At 47.6% G+C, this 22051-nt stretch carries 17 protein-coding genes and 1 tRNA gene; 10 read left to right on the top strand and 8 right to left on the bottom strand.

What is annotated here, in order from left to right; translation table 11 throughout:
- Positions 1 to 83: 83 nt before the first annotated feature.
- The 5 genes from A3CY_RS0101680 to A3CY_RS0101660 form a co-directional block, all read right to left on the bottom strand.
- Positions 84 to 1448, bottom strand: a complete 1365-nt coding sequence (locus A3CY_RS0101680; RefSeq protein WP_018336151.1) for an MATE family efflux transporter — start codon at positions 1446 to 1448, stop codon at positions 84 to 86.
- A gap of 92 nt (positions 1449 to 1540) precedes the next feature.
- The gene (locus A3CY_RS0101675) at positions 1541 to 3016 is read right to left on the bottom strand and encodes a putative Ig domain-containing protein (RefSeq protein WP_018336150.1); all 1476 of its coding nucleotides are present in this window, start codon (positions 3014 to 3016) and stop codon (positions 1541 to 1543) included.
- 90 nt (positions 3017 to 3106) lie between these two features.
- Positions 3107 to 3958, bottom strand: coding sequence for a methylated-DNA--[protein]-cysteine S-methyltransferase (locus A3CY_RS0101670; RefSeq protein WP_018336149.1), 852 nt, complete (start codon positions 3956 to 3958; stop codon positions 3107 to 3109).
- Entirely contained in the window at positions 3955 to 4491 is a 537-nt protein-coding gene (locus A3CY_RS0101665) for a methylated-DNA--[protein]-cysteine S-methyltransferase (RefSeq protein WP_018336148.1), read from the bottom strand. Before A3CY_RS0101665 ends, A3CY_RS0101670 begins: the two co-directional genes overlap by 4 nt.
- A 284-nt stretch (positions 4492 to 4775) precedes the next feature.
- Positions 4776 to 5285, bottom strand: a complete 510-nt coding sequence (locus A3CY_RS0101660; RefSeq protein ID WP_018336147.1) for a hypothetical protein — start codon at positions 5283 to 5285, stop codon at positions 4776 to 4778.
- A gap of 170 nt (positions 5286 to 5455) precedes the next feature.
- On the opposite strand from A3CY_RS0101660, the gene A3CY_RS0101655 reads away from it, so the two are divergent.
- The 4 genes from A3CY_RS0101655 to A3CY_RS0101635 all read left to right on the top strand — a co-directional run bounded on the left by A3CY_RS0101655 (position 5456) and on the right by A3CY_RS0101635 (position 9299).
- Positions 5456 to 6142: a response regulator transcription factor gene (locus A3CY_RS0101655; RefSeq protein WP_018336146.1), complete on the top strand. Its 687-nt coding sequence runs from the start codon at positions 5456 to 5458 to the stop codon at positions 6140 to 6142.
- On the top strand, positions 6139 to 7419 hold the full coding sequence (locus A3CY_RS0101650) for a sensor histidine kinase (RefSeq protein ID WP_026207197.1): 1281 nt from the start codon (positions 6139 to 6141) through the stop codon (positions 7417 to 7419). The genes A3CY_RS0101655 and A3CY_RS0101650 overlap by 4 nt, the downstream gene beginning before the upstream one ends.
- Before the next feature lie 145 nt (positions 7420 to 7564).
- A complete protein-coding gene (locus A3CY_RS0101640; RefSeq protein ID WP_018336143.1) occupies positions 7565 to 8410 on the top strand; it encodes a PepSY-like domain-containing protein in 846 nt (281 codons plus the stop codon).
- Between the two features lie 43 nt (positions 8411 to 8453).
- The gene (locus A3CY_RS0101635; RefSeq protein WP_018336142.1) at positions 8454 to 9299 is read left to right on the top strand and encodes a PepSY-like domain-containing protein; all 846 of its coding nucleotides are present in this window, start codon (positions 8454 to 8456) and stop codon (positions 9297 to 9299) included.
- Between the two features lie 458 nt (positions 9300 to 9757).
- Here the strand turns inward: A3CY_RS0101635 and A3CY_RS0101630 are convergent, their stop codons facing one another.
- The 3 genes from A3CY_RS0101630 to A3CY_RS0101620 are packed head-to-tail and all read right to left on the bottom strand — an operon-like array spanning position 9758 to position 12646.
- On the bottom strand, positions 9758 to 10939 hold the full coding sequence (locus tag A3CY_RS0101630; RefSeq protein ID WP_018336141.1) for a transglutaminase-like domain-containing protein: 1182 nt from the start codon (positions 10937 to 10939) through the stop codon (positions 9758 to 9760).
- Positions 10940 to 10942: 3 nt separating this feature from the next.
- A complete protein-coding gene (locus A3CY_RS0101625; protein ID WP_018336140.1) occupies positions 10943 to 11938 on the bottom strand; it encodes a dihydroorotate dehydrogenase-like protein in 996 nt (331 codons plus the stop codon).
- 6 nt (positions 11939 to 11944) lie between these two features.
- Positions 11945 to 12646: a YggS family pyridoxal phosphate-dependent enzyme gene (locus A3CY_RS0101620; RefSeq protein ID WP_018336139.1), complete on the bottom strand. Its 702-nt coding sequence runs from the start codon at positions 12644 to 12646 to the stop codon at positions 11945 to 11947.
- A gap of 111 nt (positions 12647 to 12757) precedes the next feature.
- Here A3CY_RS0101620 and truA point away from each other — a divergent pair, with 111 nt between their 5' ends.
- The 6 genes from truA to A3CY_RS0101590 all read left to right on the top strand — a co-directional run bounded on the left by truA (position 12758) and on the right by A3CY_RS0101590 (position 21997).
- Positions 12758 to 13504 carry a tRNA pseudouridine(38-40) synthase TruA gene (gene truA, locus A3CY_RS0101615; RefSeq protein ID WP_018336138.1) on the top strand — a complete coding sequence of 249 codons (747 nt, stop codon included), beginning with the start codon at positions 12758 to 12760 and terminating at the stop codon, positions 13502 to 13504.
- Positions 13505 to 13520: 16 nt separating this feature from the next.
- A complete protein-coding gene (locus A3CY_RS0101610; protein ID WP_018336137.1) occupies positions 13521 to 14663 on the top strand; it encodes an Lnb N-terminal periplasmic domain-containing protein in 1143 nt (380 codons plus the stop codon).
- 89 nt (positions 14664 to 14752) lie between these two features.
- Positions 14753 to 14825 (top strand) — tRNA-Phe (locus A3CY_RS0101605).
- A gap of 397 nt (positions 14826 to 15222) precedes the next feature.
- Positions 15223 to 18177: a FimB/Mfa2 family fimbrial subunit gene (locus A3CY_RS19995; RefSeq protein ID WP_018336136.1), complete on the top strand. Its 2955-nt coding sequence runs from the start codon at positions 15223 to 15225 to the stop codon at positions 18175 to 18177.
- A gap of 8 nt (positions 18178 to 18185) precedes the next feature.
- A complete protein-coding gene (locus A3CY_RS0101595) occupies positions 18186 to 19835 on the top strand; it encodes a hypothetical protein (RefSeq protein ID WP_026207196.1) in 1650 nt (549 codons plus the stop codon).
- Between the two features lie 377 nt (positions 19836 to 20212).
- Positions 20213 to 21997: a MutS-related protein gene (locus A3CY_RS0101590; RefSeq protein WP_018336134.1), complete on the top strand. Its 1785-nt coding sequence runs from the start codon at positions 20213 to 20215 to the stop codon at positions 21995 to 21997.
- Positions 21998 to 22051: the final 54 nt, after the last annotated feature.

Raw genomic sequence — 22051 nt, 5'->3', positions numbered from 1 at the left:
AAAACGGGTTCAAGAAATTGAGCCCGTTTTTATTTCATGGGAAATATTTCCACATGCATAAAAAGCGTTTACCACACTTTTCCTCACAATTGTTTGTTCATCTTGAAAAGGATTCCCTTTTTATTGAAATAAAATAATGTAGCCACCGCCATCACGAAAGAAATAAAATCCGCCATAGGCAAACTAGCCCATACCCCTGTGATTCCCCAGAAATGCGGTAAAATAATCAGAAACGGTATCAAGAAAATCAACTGACGCGACAACGACAGGAATATAGAAACTTTTGCTTTCCCGATAGACTGGAAGAAATTGGTTATAATAATCTGACAACCCACCAATGGAAATAACAAGCAAGTGATCCGTAATCCATACTTCGCAAGTTCCGTCAACTCGTGATTATCCGTGAACATCCCCACGATAAAGTTCGGAAATAACTGGCTCGTGATAAAACCGAAAGTCGTAATCGAGATCCCCGTGATCATGGCATAGCGCAACACACGCCGTACCCGGTCAAACAACAACGCCCCGTAATTATACCCTACCACCGGCTGCATTCCCTGCGTGAGCCCGATCTCGATCATAATAAACAACGTCAACACCCGGTTCACTATGCCGTAAGCCCCGATCGCCAAGTCCCCACCGTAACGCATGAAACTATTATTCAAGATAATCACCACCGTACTGGCACACAAGTTCATCAGGAAAGGCGACATCCCGATAGAAAGAATACTTTTGATAATCCGTCCTTTCAACCGGAATATACCCGCCTTGAAATGTACCGAACTATTCTTGTTCAGGAAATGTGCCAAAATCCATACCAGCCCGCTTGCTTGTGCTATCACAGTGGCAAATGCGGCACCCCGGATGCCCCACCCGAAATGGAAAATAAATATCGGCGCTAATATGATATTCACGAAAACCGTCAACAAGGACGACAACATGGCTTTCTTCGGGTATCCTGTCGCCCGCATCAGATTGTTCAGCCCGATGAACGTGAAAGCGATAGGATTTCCTAAAAGGATCACTTGCATGAAATCCCGGGCATAAGGCATTGTGACATCACTTGCCCCAAAGAACCGTAACGTGGGTTCCAAAAACAACGTGGCAATTCCCCCGAAACAAAATCCCAAGATCACGCATAACACGAAAACATTTCCCAGCACCGAAGAGGTCTTCTCCATATCCCTCTGCCCCATGTATATGGAACTAATCGTGGCTCCCCCGACCCCGATCAATGTACAAAAAGCAATAATTAGGTTCATCAACGGGAAGGTAATCGCCAAGCCCGAGATGGCAAGCGGTCCCACTCCATGACCGATAAAAATACTATCAATGATATTGTACAACGACGTGACTGTCATTCCAATAATGGCAGGTATCGAGTATTGAAGCAATAATTTCCCGACGGGTTTCGTTTCCAATAGCTGTGATGCATTCACAACAGACATAAAATGATCCTCCTTTCTTTAAGTATCACCGCCAGTCCGTATCCCCGACCTCCTTGGACTATCACGGCGAATACAAAGGTAACAAAAAAAGTCTATTCTAACTTAAACACTGCCGTCACATGTGGGTTCAATGTCAATCTTAGTTGTTCCAGCTCTCCCAAATTCCGGTGCGACCACACGTCCCGGACAAAAGCTTTCATCGGGAAACCCAGTAAATCGAAAGGAATCACGACTTCCTCCGGCTCCTCCCCCCGGTTCATCACGGCTAAAGCAATCCGTCCCCCGTCCAGCAATTTCATCCAAACCTCGCAATTCCCTTCCTTTCTCATCATTTTTCCTTGCAGACCCAGCGCATCCTGATTGATGGCAATAATTTCCGGGTTCGTCAATACCTTCAACACGGAATCCGGCATATTCCGCACGTCATTTCCGCACAACAAAGGGGAAGCCATCATACACCACATACTCATGTGCGTGCGGTACTCGTTCAAAGTACACCCGTACTTTATCCCTCCCGAATTAATATTCGAACTTTTCCCGAATAAGCCGACGACCAGCATATCCGGGTCATTCCATGCCCCGGGAAAAGCGTAATCGGCAAGTTGCCCGTTCACGTCAATAATATCCATAATACCCTTCAACCCCGTACCCGACTCTCTCAAATCCCACGCATCACGAATATCCTCCGTCGTGCGCCAGTAATGTCCCCCGACCTCTCTCGCCCACTCCCACGGTTTCCTGCGTCCCCACTCGCAAATACTGTATACAATCGAACGGTCGGTAATCCGCAAAGCCTCTCCCATTCTCCGGTAACGTGCGATCGCAGTATCTCTCGATGCCGGAGCCCCACAATAGTCATACTTCAACAAATCCACTCCCCACTCGGCAAAATCCCGGGCATCGATCTCCTCGAACCCGTAACTTCCGCATACTCCGGCGCAAGTGTACCGTGACGCATCCGAGTATATACCTAAACGAAATCCCCGGTCATGCAAATAATTAGCAACGTATTTAATCCCTCTCGGGAACTTAGTGGAATCAATCACGATATGCCCGTCCGCCCCTCTCTCTTTCAATTGCCACAGGTCATCGATATTAATATAATTATAACCCAAATCCCGCATCCCGTTCGCGATCATCGCTTCCGCCGTTTCGATAATCAAAGCCTCCGTCAAGTTCTCACCGAAAGTATTCCAACTGTTCCATCCCATCACCGGGGTCAACGCCAGTTCTTTGCCTACCTTTATTTTCAACTCGCTCACCCAGCTTCCCTGCTTATTCTCGGCTATGATCTTTATCTTGTACTCCCCGGCATCCTTCACGACTCCCCGTATGATTCCAGTTTTGGCATCCAAAGCCAACCCCTCCGGTAAGCCTTCCGCCACCCAAGTCATCGGACGTTCCCCCGAAGTCGGTATAGCAAAAATAAATTCTGTTCCCGGATAACTTCCCACCACGTAAGGCGGATTCACACGGGGTACCCCCTCAAATACTCCTTCAAACTTACCCTTCTTTCCGGTACAACCTAGCACGACAAATGCCAACACGAACCACAATACTTTTTTCATAGCCTATTATTTAACGATAATCGTACAAATATAACAAATCTCCCTTTGAGATCAATTATTCTTGTTTATTTCCAATTCCCGGTAAAACGCTTACTCTACCGAATCTTCCCGTTTTGCCGCCTCCCAACCTATCATCACAGCCTTGCGAATATCACCCCAGTGATAATGTCCCAACTCTCCCGTGGCACGAATCACCCGGTGACAGGGAATAAGGAACGCCACGGGATTTTCCCCCACGGCAGTCCCCACGGCACGGCAAGCTCCCGGGTTCTCTACCCTCGAGGCAATATCGCCATAGGTCACCAATCCACCCATCGGCACTTCCAGCAAAGCCTTCCACACCTTTAACTGAAAATCCGTTCCCTTCAGATGCAGCTTAATCCCGGACAGGTCATTCCAGTCCCGCGTGAAAATAGATAAAGCATTCTGTTGCATCTCGTCCGCAGTCTGCACGAATCTCGCGTTCGGGAATTTCTTCACCAAAGCCCCGAAAGACACCTCCCGATCTTCAACAAACACCATCCAGCAAATGCCCTTTCCGGTAGAAGCCACCAGAATTTCCCCGAACGGACTTCCCGCAAAACTGTAATTTATAGAAAGACTCTCACCCCCGTTCTTGTACTCACCGGGCGTCATCCCCTCGATATTAACGAACAAGTCGTGCAACCGCCCCGTCCCCGACAACCCGGTCATCTCCGCCACATGGAACAAAGAAGCGTGCGTTTCGTCCAGCACCCTCTTCGCATACTCGATACTGGTATATTGCAAAAACTTCTTCGGGCTCACCCCCGTCCATTCTGTGAACATACGCTGGAAATGCGCCGGGCTCAACGCCACCTCACTTGCCACCTCATCCAAATCGGGTTGCCGTTTGAAATTCGTCCTGATGTACTCGATTGCCCGTGCGATCCGGGCACTATCGAGAGTTTTTTGCCCGCTCAAAACAATGAATTTGACAAAGATTCCAGTTCAAGTAACAACCTTTTGGCAGGTAACCCGCCGCCATACCCTATCAATTTATGATCGCTGCCGATCACCCGGTGACAGGGAACAAATATCGAGATTGGGTTTGCCCCGTTGGCAGCCGCCACCGCCCGAATCGCCTTCGGATTCCCCAACCGCCGCGAGAGCCCCGCGTAAGACTCAGTTGCACCGTAAGGGATTCGCCTCAATTCCTCCCAAACCGTCTTCTGGAAATCTGTCCCCACGAAGAGCAGGGGCACGTCAAACTCCATCCGCCGGCGATCGAAATACTCGTCCAACTGGGCGACAGCATGCGCAATCACCTCCGATTCTCCCACTTCATAGCGGGCTTGCAACACCTTCTGTATCCGCTTGTCGATCGCCTTCCTCCGTTCCTCGATCTGCCAGTCACACAGACAAAGCCTGCCCTCGAACGAGCCGAGTAGAATTCCCCCACAAGGGGATGAATAACTTTGAATTTGAATTACTTTAGCTTTTCCCTCGCTTTCCATTGGACATTTTTTTAGGTTCATGATCTTTCATTTCTTCAATAGCCCCCACCCGTCACCGTCCGCGGGTAAAGGTTGACATTCATGCAAAGTAACCGATTCCCCAAGAACAAAACAACCCGAAAGATGCTATACTTACCACTCCCGCCATTCCACCGTCACGTCATCCTCCGTATTCAGCCCCGCGGCGTTCACGGCAGCAATAATATAAGCACAAATATCTTCCCGCTAATCATACATCGATGCCAACACCGATTCTCCCAAACCATTTTTTAAATCTTCCAGACTCATATCTTTCTTATTAAATTATTATCACCTACCGATTCCCTGTACACCACACAATCCGAGAAGCGGCTTCCCTCCGGCGCGTACAGCATGGTATACCCCTTCGCCTTCAGCCCTTCCAGGTAGTCCGCCAAATTCCAGTTCTTGAAAGTACACGTTTCCATATTGTCCGACCGCAAGGGATAATTATCCGCCATCGGGTTCGGGGAATGCAAGTACAACGCATCCGAACCGCTGTCAAACTCATGTATGATAGCGAATACCTGCAAAGCCCGTCCTACCTTCACCACCTCGTCCGCCAATCTCTCGTAATGCCGGAACATAGCATCCAGATGTGCCTTGCGCTCCTTCCAGTGCAAATCACCGTATCCCTCCCAGTCGAAATGAAGGTGCGCGTGATTAAACCAATCCTCCGCATCGTGGATAAACGTGAGCCAATTCTCGCCGGAAGCAAACTCATCAAGCGCCGCCAACTTCCTGTAATACTTCCTCAATCCCCTTCTTTTTTTCATACTATTTCTATTAATACATTTAACAAATATAGAAACAAAACCCATGCAAAGCAATCCCCTGATCCATTTTAGATTTACTGATTTTAATATAGTAAGATTAGTTCCTTTCTATCATTCCAAATTCTTTCCAGAATATTTTCCTACTTTTGCAACTATAAAATCGAAAAGCCATGAAAATACTAATCATTGAAGACGAAAAAGGACTACGAGAAGTGATGACCCAATCACTCGAGAAAGAGCGTTTTGTCGTGGAAACCGCCTCGGACTACCCAACGGCGATACAAAAAATCAATGATTACGACTACGACTGCGTCCTGCTTGACATCATGCTTCCCGGCGGCAACGGGCTTTCCATCCTCGAGGAACTGAAGAAACTACGCAAGCGGGAAAGCGTGATTATCGTTTCCGCCAAAGACTCCATCGAGGACAAGGTCACGGGGCTAGACCTCGGTGCCGACGACTATTTAGCAAAACCCTTTCACTTGGCAGAACTTCACGCCCGAGTAAAATCCGTCATCCGGCGCAAACAAAACGACGGAGACATCCGCATCGACATCGGCAACTTGACCGTCTATCCCGACAACCACACCGTTTTCATCGACAACAACGAACTGAAACTCAATCGTAAGGAATTCGACCTCCTGTACTATTTCGTCGCCAACCCCGACCGTTTGATAAACAAGACCACCCTCGCCGAATCCGTTTGGGGCGACAACATCGACCAAGCAGACAGTCTCGATTTTATCTACTCGCAAGTCAAAAACCTGCGCAAGAAAATGAAACAGGCAGGCGCCATCCCGGAAATCAAAGCAGTATACGGCTTCGGCTACAAACTCGTAACTATCCCGGAAGCATGAAACTCATCCACTACACCATAAGCAAACTCTCCGTCGTGCTCATCGCCATCCTCTCGGCGTGGGCTTGCCTTTTCTACTTCAACATACTCGACGAAATACTCGACGAAACCGACGACAGCCTCGAGAACTACAAGAACCTCATTATCCGCCAGGTACTCACGGACACATCCGCTATTGACCACCACAACGACCTGATGAGCCAGTACATGATAAAGGAAATATCGGAACGGGAAGCGATCCACTACCGGGAGCGTTATTTCGATTCCACTCGTTTCTACGAAACCGAACTGGAATTTGATCCCGTGCGGGTACTGAAAACCGCTTTCCGAGGACAAGACAAAAAATTCTACGAACTGACGGTCATGATCTCCACCCTCGAGCAGGACGACATGATCGAAGCCATCCTACAATGGATCATCATCCTCTACCTCACCCTGCTTGTCTGCATCCTCGTGGTGACGGAGATCGTCTTCCGCCGGAGCCTTGCGCCTTTTTACAAGCTGCTCAACTGGCTGAACACTTTCACCCTCGGTGAAAAGAATCCCCCGTTAGACAACCCTACCAAAATCAAGGAGTTCCGACGACTAAACGAAACGATTGCCCAAATGACCCGGCGAAGCGAAGAAATGTACTCCCAGCAAAAGCAATTCATCGAGAACGCCTCTCACGAACTACAAACCCCGCTGGCGATATGCCGCAACAAACTTGAACTCCTTGCCGAACGACCGGACTGCACCGGGGAACAATTGCAAGAGATCGCCGACATCCACCGCACCATGGGGCGCATCGTCAAGCTCAACAAATCTCTCCTGCTTCTCTCCCGTATCGAGAACGGGCAATTCCACGAAGTGAAAGAAGTCGAACTCAACCCGATCATCCGGGAACTCTTGGATGATTTCCGGGAAATATACGAGCACAAAGAACTTCAAATCCAGCTGGAAGAATCTGCGGCATGCAAAGTCCGTATGAACGAATCGCTAGCGAACACTCTCGTCACCAACCTGCTCAAAAATGCCATGGTACACACCCCGCCCGAGGGAGAAATAACCATCCGTGTACTCGCCAATGAAATCACCTTCACCAACTCCGGCGACGGCACCCCCTTGGACTCCACCCGCCTTTTCACCCGCTTCTATCAAGCCGACAACAAGAAACCCGACTCCACGGGTTTAGGTCTTGCCATCGTCCAAAGCATCGCCAATCTCTACGGCCTACGCATCACATACACACACGCTAACGGGAAACACAAGTTCAGCTTAAAAATCAATAAGTTATAATTTTAGATTTAACCCACTCCTTTCGAGAGGAGAAAAATCCAAAATTAATAATTTCTTTTTCCTTTTTCCCAAATCTTTCCAAAATTGCCCCTTTACTTTGTTCTCGGAAATTGAAATAAAGAGTGAACATTAAAAATAAAACGCTATGAAAACAAGAAATTTACTTTTAACCGCAATTTTAATATCAGGACTGGCTTTCACGAGCTGCAACGATGACGACGACGATTACACCCCGGACGGAAAGATTCAGGAAGCATTCATCACCAAGTACCCGAACGCCGAACGTGTGGAATGGGAAAAGAAGTATGACCATTACGTGGCGGACTTCTACCTCGACGGTATCGAGCGGGAAGCATGGATCAACGCCCAAGGCGAATGGGTGATGACCGAAAGCGACATCCGCTTCAACGATCTCCCGGCGGAAGTGCAAACCGCATTCGAAGCAAGCGAGTACAAGGCGTGGAAGATCGACGACGTGGATATGCTGGAACGAGTGGAAATGGAGCCCGTGTACGTGATCGAGGTAGAACAAGGCAAGCAGGAATTCGACTTGTACTACGCGGCGGACGGCACACTGGTCAAAGCCGTTGAAGACACAGACAACGATGACGAACACCGCCCGGCAAGCGTTCCCGAGGTATTGAAAACCATCATCGACACCCGTTATCCCGGCGCCGTGATCCTCGACATGGACATCGAGAAAGGCATCACCGAAATCGACATCCGCCACAACAACAAATCGAAAGAAGTACACTTCAACTCACAAAACGAGTGGTTGTACACCTCCTGGGATGTGAGAGAAGCGGAAGTTCCGGCAAACGTGATGAAAACGATAAAAGATAACTATGACAACAGCTACAAGATTGACGACATCGAGTACGAGGAAAGACCTAACGGCGACGTGTACGTCTTCGAGCTGGAAAAGAATGACAAGGATACTCTCGTGATCGTGGACACGGAAGGAAACATCGTGACACCCCCAACCGTATAACTCCGTGAAAAGCTATATTGTAAAACACATCAAACACTAAACTATGAAAACAACATTTATTACGGCAATAATCATTCTTAGCGCCACGTTCGCCTTCAGCAGCTGCAAAAGCGACGGTTACATCCCGGCGAAAAACATCGTGAACGCTTTTAATGCCAAGTACCCGAAAGCGAAACAAGTGGAATGGGAAGTGAAGAACACGTACCAAGTCGCCGAATTCCGCCTGGGATTCACGGAAGCCGAGGCATGGTTTGACAACAACGGCAACTGGATGATGACCGAGAGCGACGTGTCCTTCCGCTCACTCCCCGCCGTGATTCGCAACAGTTTCGAGACCGGGGAATACGCCAGATGGAAAGTGGAGGACATCGACAAGCTGGAAAGAGCCGGCATGGAAACCGTCTATATCATTGAAGTAGAACTCGGTGAACAGGAAGTAGACCTGCATTACCTGGAAAACGGGACCCTCGTGAAAACCGTGATGGACAAGGAAAACAGGGGCTATCTGCCAGAAACAATGCCCGAGAGCGCCCAACAATTCATCAAGCAAAAATACCCGCAAGCTAACGTCATTGAAATCGACCAGGAGAAAGGATTACTGAAAATTGAGATCATTGATGGTCGTATCAAAAAAGACGTGGTGTTCAACCACCAGAATGTGTGGGTAGTCACCACCTGGGAAGTACGCCAGAATGAAGTTCCCGCCAACGTGATGAACGTCCTAAAAACCTCGGCATACGCCAACTACCGTATCGACGATATCGATTACGAGGAAAGAGCCGACGGCACGAACGTCTACATTTTCGAGATGGAACAAGGCAACAAAGAAGTTTACATCACGATAAACGCCAACAACCTGGAAATCATATCCTCGGCTCCAAAAAACTAAACTCTAAACTAGAAGAGAGGTTGTGTCGTGCAAAACACTGACACAACCTTTTTTACATGTAATAGCCAAGACTTGTTCTGACAAGCTGTTTACTATCAGACAAAAAAAGTGTCAGATGTTTGTCGCAAAATTACGCCACTTTCCCCCGTTCGCCTCACCTTCTTCCCTACAAACTAAACGATTGTTATTCGATTGTTATTCGATTGATAAACGATATAAATCGTTTAAGAATTGTTTTATAACACAATATTTACTGTCTATATCGTTGGGAAACCCGCAGAAAGAACAGGGCAACAGACAAACAATCACAAAATAACCTGATCGAGTTGCAGACTTCCATCGTGGGCAATATGAATGCAAATTTTTATCGATTCACGTCCATAGCTTCTTTCCTCGTGCGCAAAATAAATCCCAGAAGCACTAACTTCCGGGATTTTCTATTCAGAATATCTGATTCTTTACAGATGCAATTTTACCTCTACCGGTTTCTCTTTCACTTTCACGTTCTCGCCTACCCACTTCCCGTTTTTATCGAAATAATACAGCGTGTACTCTTTGTTCTTCTCCACAACAAATTCCAACACGTCGTTCATATCCTGATGGGGTCCGGCGGTACGTCCGCCACCGATCTGGTCTTTCCCACAGAAAATATCCACGTTGGCAGCCACCCGATCATCAGACTTACGCATATTGCGTTTATTCTTATACATCGAAACTTTCATCTTCACATGGTTTCCACCTTCCAACTGTTCGTTATATACTTGCTTGTAAATATCCAGGTAACGTTGCGTCACGTTCAGAGCGGGCACGTACTTGATATTAAAGTCCCACACGAGCGGGAAACTTTCTCCTGTCGGTTTGAAGGAAGTAGCCCAAATAGCGTGCATACGGTCATTCGGGTCGGCTTTCCCAGCATCGGCAAGGAACCAAGAACGGTCTAACTCGTTAGGGTAGTACTCGGTGAAGTACCATTTTCCGTCCAACCATACCTCGCACCAGTTATGGTTTCCCCGGTTGTCGTGCCAGTTGGCTGTCCCGGCAATACGCGACGGGATACCGACAGCACGGAAGGCATCCGTCAGCAGGATGGACAAACCGCTGCAAGAAGCCATATGCTGGCGCATAGATTCGAAAGGACTCTGGTCGGGTTTCTCGCGTGCCGTATTGTAATCCACTTTCACCTCGTCACGGATATTCCGGTTCACGGCAGCAATGGCTTCTTCCAGTGTTTTGCAATTCTCCACGTAAGGAGCAAAACGCTTGTAAAAATCGGCACGCCAGTTCTCACGGGTTTCGTTCATGGACGCATAGGGCAACACGTCGTTCAAGAAAATAGAATCGGGCACGCTCTTCGCCCAGGCAAAGCGGTTACGAGCCTCGTAAGCTAACCGGACATTCGATAATAAATCGTCGCCTTTCATGGAAATCAGATCCCGCTCCGGCATATAAGCGATCAGAAACGCAACCCCCTCCTTCATCTCGGGAGCGGCATCCTTCAACGCCTTTTCCAACTCAGCCTGATTGGTACCAACTTTCAGTAAAGCGGTGTCCAGTAACACATGATATTTCTCCGGTACACCCGGATATTTCGCGCATGACACGCACACGCAACACAACAACAAGACAAATAGTTTTTTCATGAATTATAAGGATTTGTTACTAAAGTATTTCATAAATTGTGCACGTTCGTACAAGTCGGGATTCTCGATCGACGAGTAGGACAACATCCCCCGAAAATCTTCAATACGCTCAAAAGCCTTGTTCTCCATCCATGTTTTGATAAAACTATTCATTTCTTCAATCACCGGAATGCCTTTCTCGTAAAGCACAGAACACAATTGCACGGTGGTAGCCCCCGCCAACAACAACTTCACGACCGCCTCGCCACTATGCACACCGGTAGAAGCAGAAATCTCCAGTTTTTTGTCCTTGCCGGCAAGGATGCCCGTCCACCGTAACGTAGAGCGCAATTCCGAGGCTGTACTGAATACGGAGGCAGCCCCCATCGTCAAGGTGTTGATGTTGATGTCCGGCTCGTAAAAACGGTTGAATATCGTCGTGGCATTCGCCCCGTAAGCCTTCATCTTGTCCACGAATGCCGAAAGGTTCGTAAAATAGTGGCTGATCTTCACCGCCACGGGAATTTTCACCTGTTCCTTGATCGACTTCATGATCTCGAAATACACGTTTTCCACTTCCACACTCTCCGTGAACTCGTTCACGGGCAGAATGAAAACGTTCAGTTCCAAGGCATCCGCCCCGGCATCCTGCAATTGGCGGGCAAAGCTGATCCATTCGCCACCACTAAAGCAGTTTACGCTGGCAATGACAGGGATAGACAAACGGCTCTTGGCTTCGCGCACCAGCTCCACGTACTTCTGTATCGTGTTAGAACGGATATACGCCTTGATATAGTCCTCAGCCTCCGGGTAAGCATCGCTCATCCCGTACCCAGCATTAAACACACCGCTCGTTTCCTGATTGATTTGTTCCTCGAAAATAGATTTCAACACGACCGCTCCCACTCCCGCTTTCTCCATCTCTACCATCTTGTTTACCTCGGACGTCAATCCGCAACTAGCTGCGATGATCGGACTCCGTAACTCCAAGCCCATGTATTTTGTCTTCAATTCTGCCATAATAAATTAATTTATGATTTTAGGTTTTAGATTGCATAAATATTGTCTCGCCCCAAATATCGAGCTCCCCACCCTCACCATCGTGCTTCCTTCCTCCACGGCAATCCCGTAATCCCCGGACATACCCATTGACAATTCCTTGAACCCGGGCTTGTCAGCGAAATAGCGTTGTTTCAATTCCTCGAATATCTTGTGCAAATGCCGGAACTCTTCCCGCACCTGCGCCAGGTTATCCGTGTTCGTCGCCATTCCCATCACCCCCTCGATCCGCACGTTCTTCATGTTCGCGTAGCTCTCGCTTTCCAGTAATGCTGCCGCTTCCTCCATGTTCAGACCGAATTTCGTTTCCTCCTGTGCCACGTGGAATTGTAGCAGGCAAGGAATCACCCGGTCATGCTTCTTCGCTTCTTTATTTATCGTTTCCAGCAATTTCAAACTTTCCACACCGTGAATCATCGCCACAAATCCTGCCACGTACTTCACCTTGTTGGTTTGCAAATGCCCGATCAAGTGCCACTCTATATCTTTCGGGAGTACCTCGTACTTCTCCGCCATTTCCTGTGCCCGATTCTCCCCGAACACCCGTTGTCCAGCGTTATACGCCTCCTCGATCGCCTCTACCGGCTTCGTTTTCGATACAGCCACCAGCCTAACCCTTTCCGGCAAGCTATCGGCTATCCGTTTCAAATTTTCAGCTATACTACTCATCTCTTTTCAACGTTTATCAACGTCCGTGAAAACTATGGACACACAAATATAACGTAAAATCTATAATTTCTCCCCGATTTGTGTTAATTTTGAACCTTGAAAAGGAAAGATATGCACAGGTATTTTATAGAACTAGCTTACAACGGGAACGGATACAACGGTTGGCAAATCCAGCCCAATGCCCCTTCCGTACAGGAAGATATAAACAAAGCCTTGTCGCTGCTGCTGAAGCAAGACATCAACGTCACCGGTGCCGGACGTACCGACACGGGCGTGAATGCCTCCTTTTTCGTCGCCCACTTCGACAGCAACGCCCCCGTAACGGACACGCAAGCACTGACCGACAAGCTAAACCGCTTTCTCGGAAAACATATCTCCATAAAAGAGATCTATCCCGTTCTCCCGGAAGCGCACGCCCGGTTCTCGGCTCTCTCGCGTACCTACAAGTATTACATCAACAAGACCAAGAACCCATTCACCTACCCGTTCGCCTACACACCCCACCCGTTACCCGACATCCGACTAATGAACCGGGCATGCGAACTGCTGGGGCATTACGAGGACTTCACCAGCTTCTCGAAGTTGCACACGGACGTAAAGACCAATATCTGCCGGATCATGGAAGCCGGGTGGGAAGAAACCGACGAGCAACTCGTCTTCACGATCAAGGCTGACCGTTTCCTACGCAACATGGTGCGAGCTATCGTGGGAACTTTGCTCGACGTGGGGCAGAAACGAATCACGCTGGAAGAATTCCAACAGGTCATCGAAAGCAAAGACCGTTGTAAAGCGGGCACCTCCGTCCCCGGGAACGCACTGTTCCTCTGTGATATCAAGTACCCGCCATGTAAAATATAACTCAACACGAGATATCATGAAAACGAAAATATCTACACTATTCGCATTCGTATTGTGCATTTTCAGCCTCAACGCATCGGCAATCAAACTGTCGAAGGATGCCACCATCAGTATCCTCACGTGCGCACCGGGTAACGAACTTTACTCCCTCTTCGGGCACACGGGAATCCGCATCACCGACGAGGCGAACCGTCTGGATATCGTGTTCAATTACGGTACGTTCGATTTTGAAACCCAAGGTTTCTACTTCAAGTTCGCGCAAGGGCTACTCCCTTACCAGCTATCCTGCACGGACTTTGACTATTTCGTGAGATCTTACCACAGGGAAAAACGCAGTGTCTATTCACAAACCCTAAACCTTGATTCTATCCAGAAACAATACCTGATGGATTTACTGGTAGAGAACTACCAGCCTCAAAACCGTTCCTATCTCTATAATTTCCTGTATGACAATTGCTCTACCCGTGTAAGGGATATTATCGAGAAAAGCACGGATAACCATATCACGTGGACGGCTGAACCTTCCACCAAAAGTTTCTGGAACCTACTGGACGAATACCTGCGCCGTTCCCCGTGGACGCAATGGGGTATCCACACCATACTCGGCTCCCCGGCAACCTCGACCGCCACGACACGGGAACAGATGTTCCTGCCTGACTACCTCATGTACCGCCTGGATTCCGCCGCATATAACGGTAATCGGTTGGTCGAACCGATAGAGGTCATCTACCAAGCCCCGGAACAAGACTTAAGTACCCCGTGGTATCTCTCCCCGTTCTTCGTCTTTGCCGTTTGCACATTAGCATTTATCCTGCTCCTGCAAAAGTACAAGAGCAGACGATTGCTGAAAGCCGTCGCCATCCCGTTTTTCATTGCCACGGGTATCATCGGCTGCCTCATCGTCTTCCTCTGCTTCTTCACGAAACACCCCACGATGTTCCCCAACTTCAACGCCCTTTGGGCGAACCCTCTTAACCTTATTGCCGCCTTTTTCCTCGGCAAAAGGGAATTGCCGTGGATCATCAACAAATACATCTCCGTGTACCTCTATATCCTCATCATCGGCTTCCTGCTTTGGTTCCTATTCATTCCGGCAGTACCCTACGCCTCGATGGTCATTTTCGTGTGGATGATGTACCTGTGTATTCGCCTAAGGTAAAAACACAAATAATATTTTTTCCACTTTTTGTGCCCGACGCCTTGCAAGTTCAAATAAAACCTCTATATTTGCACTCGCAATTCAGCTATGGTGCCATAGCTCAGTTGGTAGAGCAAAGGACTGAAAATCCTTGTGTCCCCGGTTCGATTCCTGGTGGCACCACAGGAAATGAGAGAGTTACGAAAGTAACTCTCTTCGTTTTTACAAACAAGAACCGGCTTTTTTGACAAGATGTTTAAACCGAAAATTAAACCGACAGATTCCCGGCTATACACTATTTTATGCGTCAAAATCATCCCTATAAAAAGCATAATCGGGTTTTCTAAAACCAGTGTCTGGTTGCAAATTTGTTTCGAATTTCGCATATTAAAAAAAATTTATCTACAAAACATCGAAATTCGAACACATATTTATTCATATTTACTCTATTAGAAATACACCGAACTATAAATACTCCCCAAAGAGCACCAATACTTGTAGGACAAATTATATTTTTACATTATTAAAAATCAGGCTATAAAGTGATTTATTTGAGATGTAGAAACGCTTATTTGGGGAAATGATTAAATACATATATATTCTTTTCACTGGTATGTTATGCTTGCTTGTTTCTTGTATAGAGGAACGCTTGACGTCGGAAGAAACCGACGAGGAGGCGGCATATATACTTGTGCAGAGAGCTAACTCGTTAGGATCGACCGATCTGCTGGATAACGAGATCAAAACACTTAGAATATTTGCATTTCGCGCAAACGGGAAATGCGTGAGCAACGTATTATACAACGCAATGTTGAACGAAATCATAGAACATCCTATAAATGAAGGTATTTATGATTTCGTGTTCTTGGCTAACGAGCCGACATCGTTGAATATCCAAAACGTGCTGAACACCATAGGTCAATATTCAGACCTTGAAGGAGTCACGTATCCCGAGTCGGCTTTCCGTGCGGACACACCGATCCCCATGTTCCAAGAGATAAAGAATGTTGAAGTTCTTCCCGGCAAAGGGGGAGCAAAGGTAAACGGAGGATTGGTACAAAATCCACTTCGATTAAAACTCGACAGGCTCGCATCACGGGTGGATATCATGTTGGAAGCGGAGGAAGACTTGACGAATTACTTCACCGGAATTACTATCAGCAACGTTCCTGACGATATCAAATTAATGTCTGACGACAATGGGGCTTTCGGTAGAACTAAAACTCGTAAATATACTTTAGCAGATGATGCCGATCATTTTTCAAGTGCGACACCGAGTGTTGAACAACAGGCCCGGGGAATTGTATGGGTACGACATATCACCCGTTTTATTCTGCCTTTCAACAATTTCACGCCGGTAGACAATGTAGATAAAGCCTTTGACTTAACCGTGGATATGAAAGACCGGTATAGCCCTTCCTGCAAGTTGAAGATCGCAACAAACGGCGTAAATGGTGCGACAAAAGATAACTACACGTTACCTTTCAATTCTGCCCTTCTTCTAAAAGGGATCATCAAGATTCCCCTGGAACTTAATGTAACATTAACACCCTGGGGGGAAGAGGATCATAATTGGCAGATGGAAAATTACTACTTGAACGTTTCCGAGGTCAACGTAAGCATTACCGATTTCAATGGTGCGAGAATAACTTTTTCGTCCAATATGCCGAAGGTTCATGTTTTGCCGGACTTGTATGTAGGGGTGAGCGGCAATACCATCATGCTTACCGAAAAGGTATTCAATGACTTGGTATTCATGCCCGTGATGAACAATCCCTGGTTTGCACAATATGGTAATCCGGTGTACGACGGAAAATTCGTGAAATATGAAACCTCCCGCTTTAGCTATATATATGATACCGAATTAAAAACGGGATCGGGGTACATGGATATCCTGCTGGATGAATATAACGAAATACATAATAAAACATTCCGGATTATCTTGTCCGGTGAAGCTGATGAAGGAGGAAAATTACAGCGGGAAATTAAAGTGAATACCCGGCAGGAAGGGTATCGTTTTGATGGTATCCATTGGGCAGGGTATTACGTCGGAGCTTTTTTCAAGGATACAGAAAAAGGGGAACGTATTATCACGGGACAAAAACCGAGGGTTGAAAACACGACAGACCTTGGCGAGTGGCAGGTGTGGATAGAGCAAGGAGACGGAGATATTGTTTTGAGTACAACCCCCAGTTTCGATCCGTCCGTCGGAACAGATACGCCCGGTGATGCCGAGAATTATCCGGTTCGCCCTAACCAATTCAAACCACATGAAAACGGAAGTTACATCACGGGAAGAGGTCGGATTTATTTCCGGGTCGCATGGAAAAACGCTAATCCCAATCCCGTGGTTGACAACGGGCTAAGAAAGCCAAGATACGCGATACTGCATTTATCCCACAGGTGGGCTGCCTATTGGGAACCGACCACGCGTATTTATATACGACAGGGCGAAGCTGCCGATTATCTAATGACCAACGGGGATATTATTGCGCTTGGTCCCCTGGCGGGCAACACCCGGACGAAAGCGGGTAAAATATCTCCTTTCAATCTGACCGCTCCTGCCTACAAGAACAAGGGCGAGAATAATTATTATGACCTGGCACAGACAAAGAGTGCCGTATTCGTGGAATACCCGACCCAAGTCGGGGCATTCTTCCAGTGGACATCGACAGGGCACCCGCGCAGGGCATATCATCCCACTAAACCCGTTAACGGTTATTCTTCCACGGATGACTGGGATGACGCTATGGAGGCTCAACCGATATGGGACGATGGCACGGGAACCGGGTATATATGGAATCATAAGGCAATATCCGAAGTTTGTCCCCCGGGGTATCATCGCCCGAATGACGGGTACACGAATCAAATTTCATATAACGGACCTTACCCGAACTTCAAGCGTTTCTGGCCGACACCGGTAATAGAACGTACCGATCATTCCGGCACAGCCGCAAACGGCAGCAACGACCTGACATACACGGCGCAGATCTCGAATTCGGAATGGCGACAGTCGTTGGCACTCAATCCCGTCGCGGGGGAATTATTGTTCGGGTTCGAGGCAACGCTTGATATTCAATACGGAGAACGAGAAGGGTGGAAGATTTATCGTTACCCCACGTCGCCGGCATTTAACGAGGATGAATCACAGGAAAAAAATATAAAAGCCAAAGATGGCTTCTACGCGGACGGCTATTTCGATCGTCGCCCGATCAAGAAACAGCGGATCGCGGACGGCACCGATCGTTACGGGGTGAGTATCAATACGTCGCAGGTGGCTTACCGGGGGTGCATATTCTATAACCCAACGACAGGAGCCTCCGTGTTCTTTCCAGCAGGCGGGCGCAAGGAATCCGCTGGAGGAGGATTGATGTACGCGGGAGAAACTGGTTATTACTGGACTTCTTCAGCATCACCACTATTCCCGAATTCCTTCCGTAACGCATGGGCACAGGAAAGTCGCGGAAGTTTCGTGGGTAGCGTGTCCACTTCGGCTTCAACAGGTAATTTAATCCGTTGTTTTCGAGATAATTAAACATTGAAATGAGATACATAAAAAGACATATTACATATCTGTTTGCCTTACTGGCTTTGCTCTCGGCTTGTAGCGAGAAGGTAAATGAAACTACCTATACAGAGGATACGAAAGTACGGTTTGAACTTTTCACGAGAGCCGGGAGTTACGGGCTTCCTGTTTCTCGTGTCGGGGCGGACGAAGACGCCCTGGACAGACAACCCTGGGTACTCGTTTTCTCGGGAACGGGAGGAACGGCTAGTTTTGTCGAAGCAGTTCAAGCCGAAATTCTGAATAACAAGACCTATGTTTACCTGGATGTACAAACAAGTGCATGCCAGTTATTGATATTGGCAAATCCGCCGAGTCAGTTTTACGTGGGAGGCACCGGGTATTCCTATACTTCTGACAATTTCGCGAATACCTTGGGTAGTCGTAATCTGGATTACGCTTGCAAGAACTTACTCTCGGAACCCTTAACGAACCCGCAGTACACCGTACCGTATGTCGGACAGAAATTGCCGATGAGTGATCTGGTCAGTGTTTCCAAGATTGATGCCAGTATAACAATTCCACAGATAAACCTGAAACGCGTGGTCGGAAAAGTAATCGTGAAAAATACGGCTCCCGACTTTATACTGCAAGGAATTACAACGGTGACAAATATTCCCAAACAGGGACAATTTCATAACCTAACCGGAACGTTACTGATAAATAATTTAGTGGAGTACAGAGGCCATGCCTCGTATAGTACGGATATCGTGAACGCAGAAATCATCACAGCCACGGAGCAAAGTACGGAATCATCCCCGCTTTATCTTTACGAATCGAATACGCAAACGAATGATTCTTATCTAATCATCCGGGGTATTTACAAGGGAGCGAGTTATTTCTATAAAATGGCATTTATCAACAACAATCAAAACGTGTTGAATATATTGCGGAACACAGAATACGAGTTCACGATTACCTCCGTCGGGGGACAAGGTTTCACGTCGATAGAAGATGCAAAAGTATCGCTGGCATCCAATTCCAACTTGAAATTTACCACTTTGGTTCAAAATGATTCGGGTTACGAGATTATGAGCAATAATGATTACTATTTGGGGGTAACAAACTCTCATTTTGAACTATATACCACCGGGGGCACGGCAGATGAGTACACGGCATTTACTCTTATAACGGATTGCGGACGCACGTTCCCCGTGAGACGGACGATTACTTCACTGACAAGTGGTTTGGAAATCGTTTCCCCGGCGGACGGTAAGATTCCGGTTGGAACCACAACTCCTTATGATGTGAAAATAAAAGTAGCGGCGGGATTCACGACAGGGCAGATTGAAATATACCTTGGAAATCTGAGAAAGATTGTAACTGTTACCCGAAAAGACCGGGTTGCTTCCGGAACTGCAACGATCACCACGTTTATGGAGAACGGGTATTATATTTCCGCCCGCGTGGAGGATTATAGCAATCATACCTGGTTACAACTGGCTCCCGGAGATGGTATCGTTCGTAACGATCCGGATTACATATACGTGGACGACGGATTGATTACCTTGAAGATCGCAAGAGGTATAGGAGTCGTGAGGAACGGGACAGTATACGTTTCGGCAAGGGAAGGAACAGAAACAAAAAGGATAAAAGTTTATATCACCCAAGCCATAAGACAAGTATAGGGTCAGAATCCACGACATTCACAAACGGAACTAATTCCAAGGAAAAAGAATTGAATTCTAAACCTCAATCTTCTTGAACAGCGGGAAGTCACGTAGTAATCCCGGTGTAGTTTCGATGAAGATAGGGATCAAAGACGTTTCACCTTCGATTCAAAGACGTTTCAAAGACGCTCACGAAGGTCTTTGCACCGAAGTTGTTCCGAAGTTGTACCGAAATTAACTTGGATGATCAACGGCTATACCATGTATCATCACCCTAACCACCCCGGGTTCTCATTTAGATCAGGAAATCACTTGATTTCTATTGAAATATTTTCCCATCATTTTAATAATTCCACGTTTAAAGGTATATTCGCGGGAAACAGAACACAAGTGTCATGCAACAACCCGAACAATATTATTACGGCAAGCTGGAAGAAGTAACCGCACTGCTGAAGAATCACAAACAGAAACGCAATGCTATCACGCTAGTAAAAATACTTCTATTCCTCGCCGCCGCTTTCTTTATCTATCTATTTTCAACCACGGGTACAGTCGCTTACCTATGTGCTTTTTTCGCCGCCATTGCGATCTTTATCTCAATAAATATATTTGAAACAAAATTACTAAAGAAAATAACCTTTCTGAACGAATTGAAGAAGTGTTCGGAGGTGGAACTAGAATACTTGTCGGGAGAATTGCAACACCTTTTCCCGGGCAACGAGTATAAAGACCAAGCACATCCCTACGCCCATGACCTCGACCTATTCGGCGACAACTCGCTCTTTCAAGCAGTGAACCGGACCATCACCCCACACGGGAGGGAAAAAATACACCGTTGGTTGCTCCACCCGCTAAAGTCCGGTGAAGAAATCACCTCCCGCCAACAAGCCGTGACCGAACTAAGCAACTCCCCGGACTGGTGCCACGCGTTCCGAGCCACGGGGAACAGTCAAGCCGTGTCCAGTCTTGCCATGGAGCAAATCGAAATGTGGCAACGGGAGCAAGAATCATTGCCTCGCTGGATGACGCCTTTCCTTTATATCTTTCCGGTAATCACCATTTCCACGTGGTTATTGAATATTTTCTCCGTCATTCCCTCGAACATCCCGCTCACTCTCTCCTGTCTCTCGCTTCTGTTTTGCTACATTCCGGCAAAACGGACATTCCGGGCACATTTGCGATTAGACGAATTTACCCGTTCATTCAGTAACTTGCACGAGTTAATCCACCATTTCGCCTCATTCCCAAGCCAATCGGAGCAACTCCAAGCCATCCGGCAGCAATTATTCTCGTCCTCGTCAAACGCAGACACAGCCCTACGCTCCCTGCGCAAGATACAGGAAGGCTTTGACCAACGCACGAATGTACTGGTGGCAATACTGCTAAACGGGCTATTCCTGCGGGAGTTACACCTGCTGAAACGCCTCGTGGCATGGAAACAGGAATATGCCGAGGCTATCCCCGCGTGGGTAAATGCCACGGGAGAGCTCGACGCCCTCGTCAGCCTTGCCAACTACAAGTACAACCACCCCGATTTTGTCACGCCCAAGCTGAACACCGAAGTGATTCTGCAAGGCACCGGTATCGGGCATCCCCTACTCCCCGCCGACGGCTGCGTGACAAACGACTTTGGCATCGATCACCTTCACGAATTTTACATCATCACGGGAGCGAATATGGCGGGCAAGAGTACCTTCCTGCGTGCCGTCGGGGTAAACCTCGTTCTCGCCTGTTGCGGTGCAGTGGTGCGTGCCGCCACGTTCGAGTTCCAACCCATGGGCATATTCACGAGTATGCGGACGGTGGATAACCTCGCCAAGGGGACGTCCTATTTCCACGCCGAATTGCTCCGCCTGCAACAACTTGTCACGATGGCTGAAGGGGAAGAAAAGACATTTATCATCCTCGACGAGATATTGAAAGGAACAAACTCCCGCGACAAGCTCAACGGTTCCCGCCGCTTCCTTCAAAAATTGCTCACGCTTCCCATCGCCGGGCTCGTTGCCACCCATGACCTCGAACTCGGAGCCCTTGCCGACGTACAACCGGATCATTATTTTAACCGTTGTTTCGAGATCACCCACACGGACGACGACATCGTGTATGACTATAAACTTAAACCCGGCATCAGCCAAAACATGAATGCCTCGATACTACTGGAAAAAATGAAATTAGTTTAAGCGCAACAAACCTTTCAGGCTTTTTTTCCGTTTCATTCTTTAAACAAGGAAATG

Source organism: Butyricimonas synergistica DSM 23225, from assembly GCF_000379665.1.
Taxonomy (GTDB): domain Bacteria; phylum Bacteroidota; class Bacteroidia; order Bacteroidales; family Marinifilaceae; genus Butyricimonas; species Butyricimonas synergistica.
This window is presented reverse-complemented; position numbering and strand designations above follow the sequence as displayed.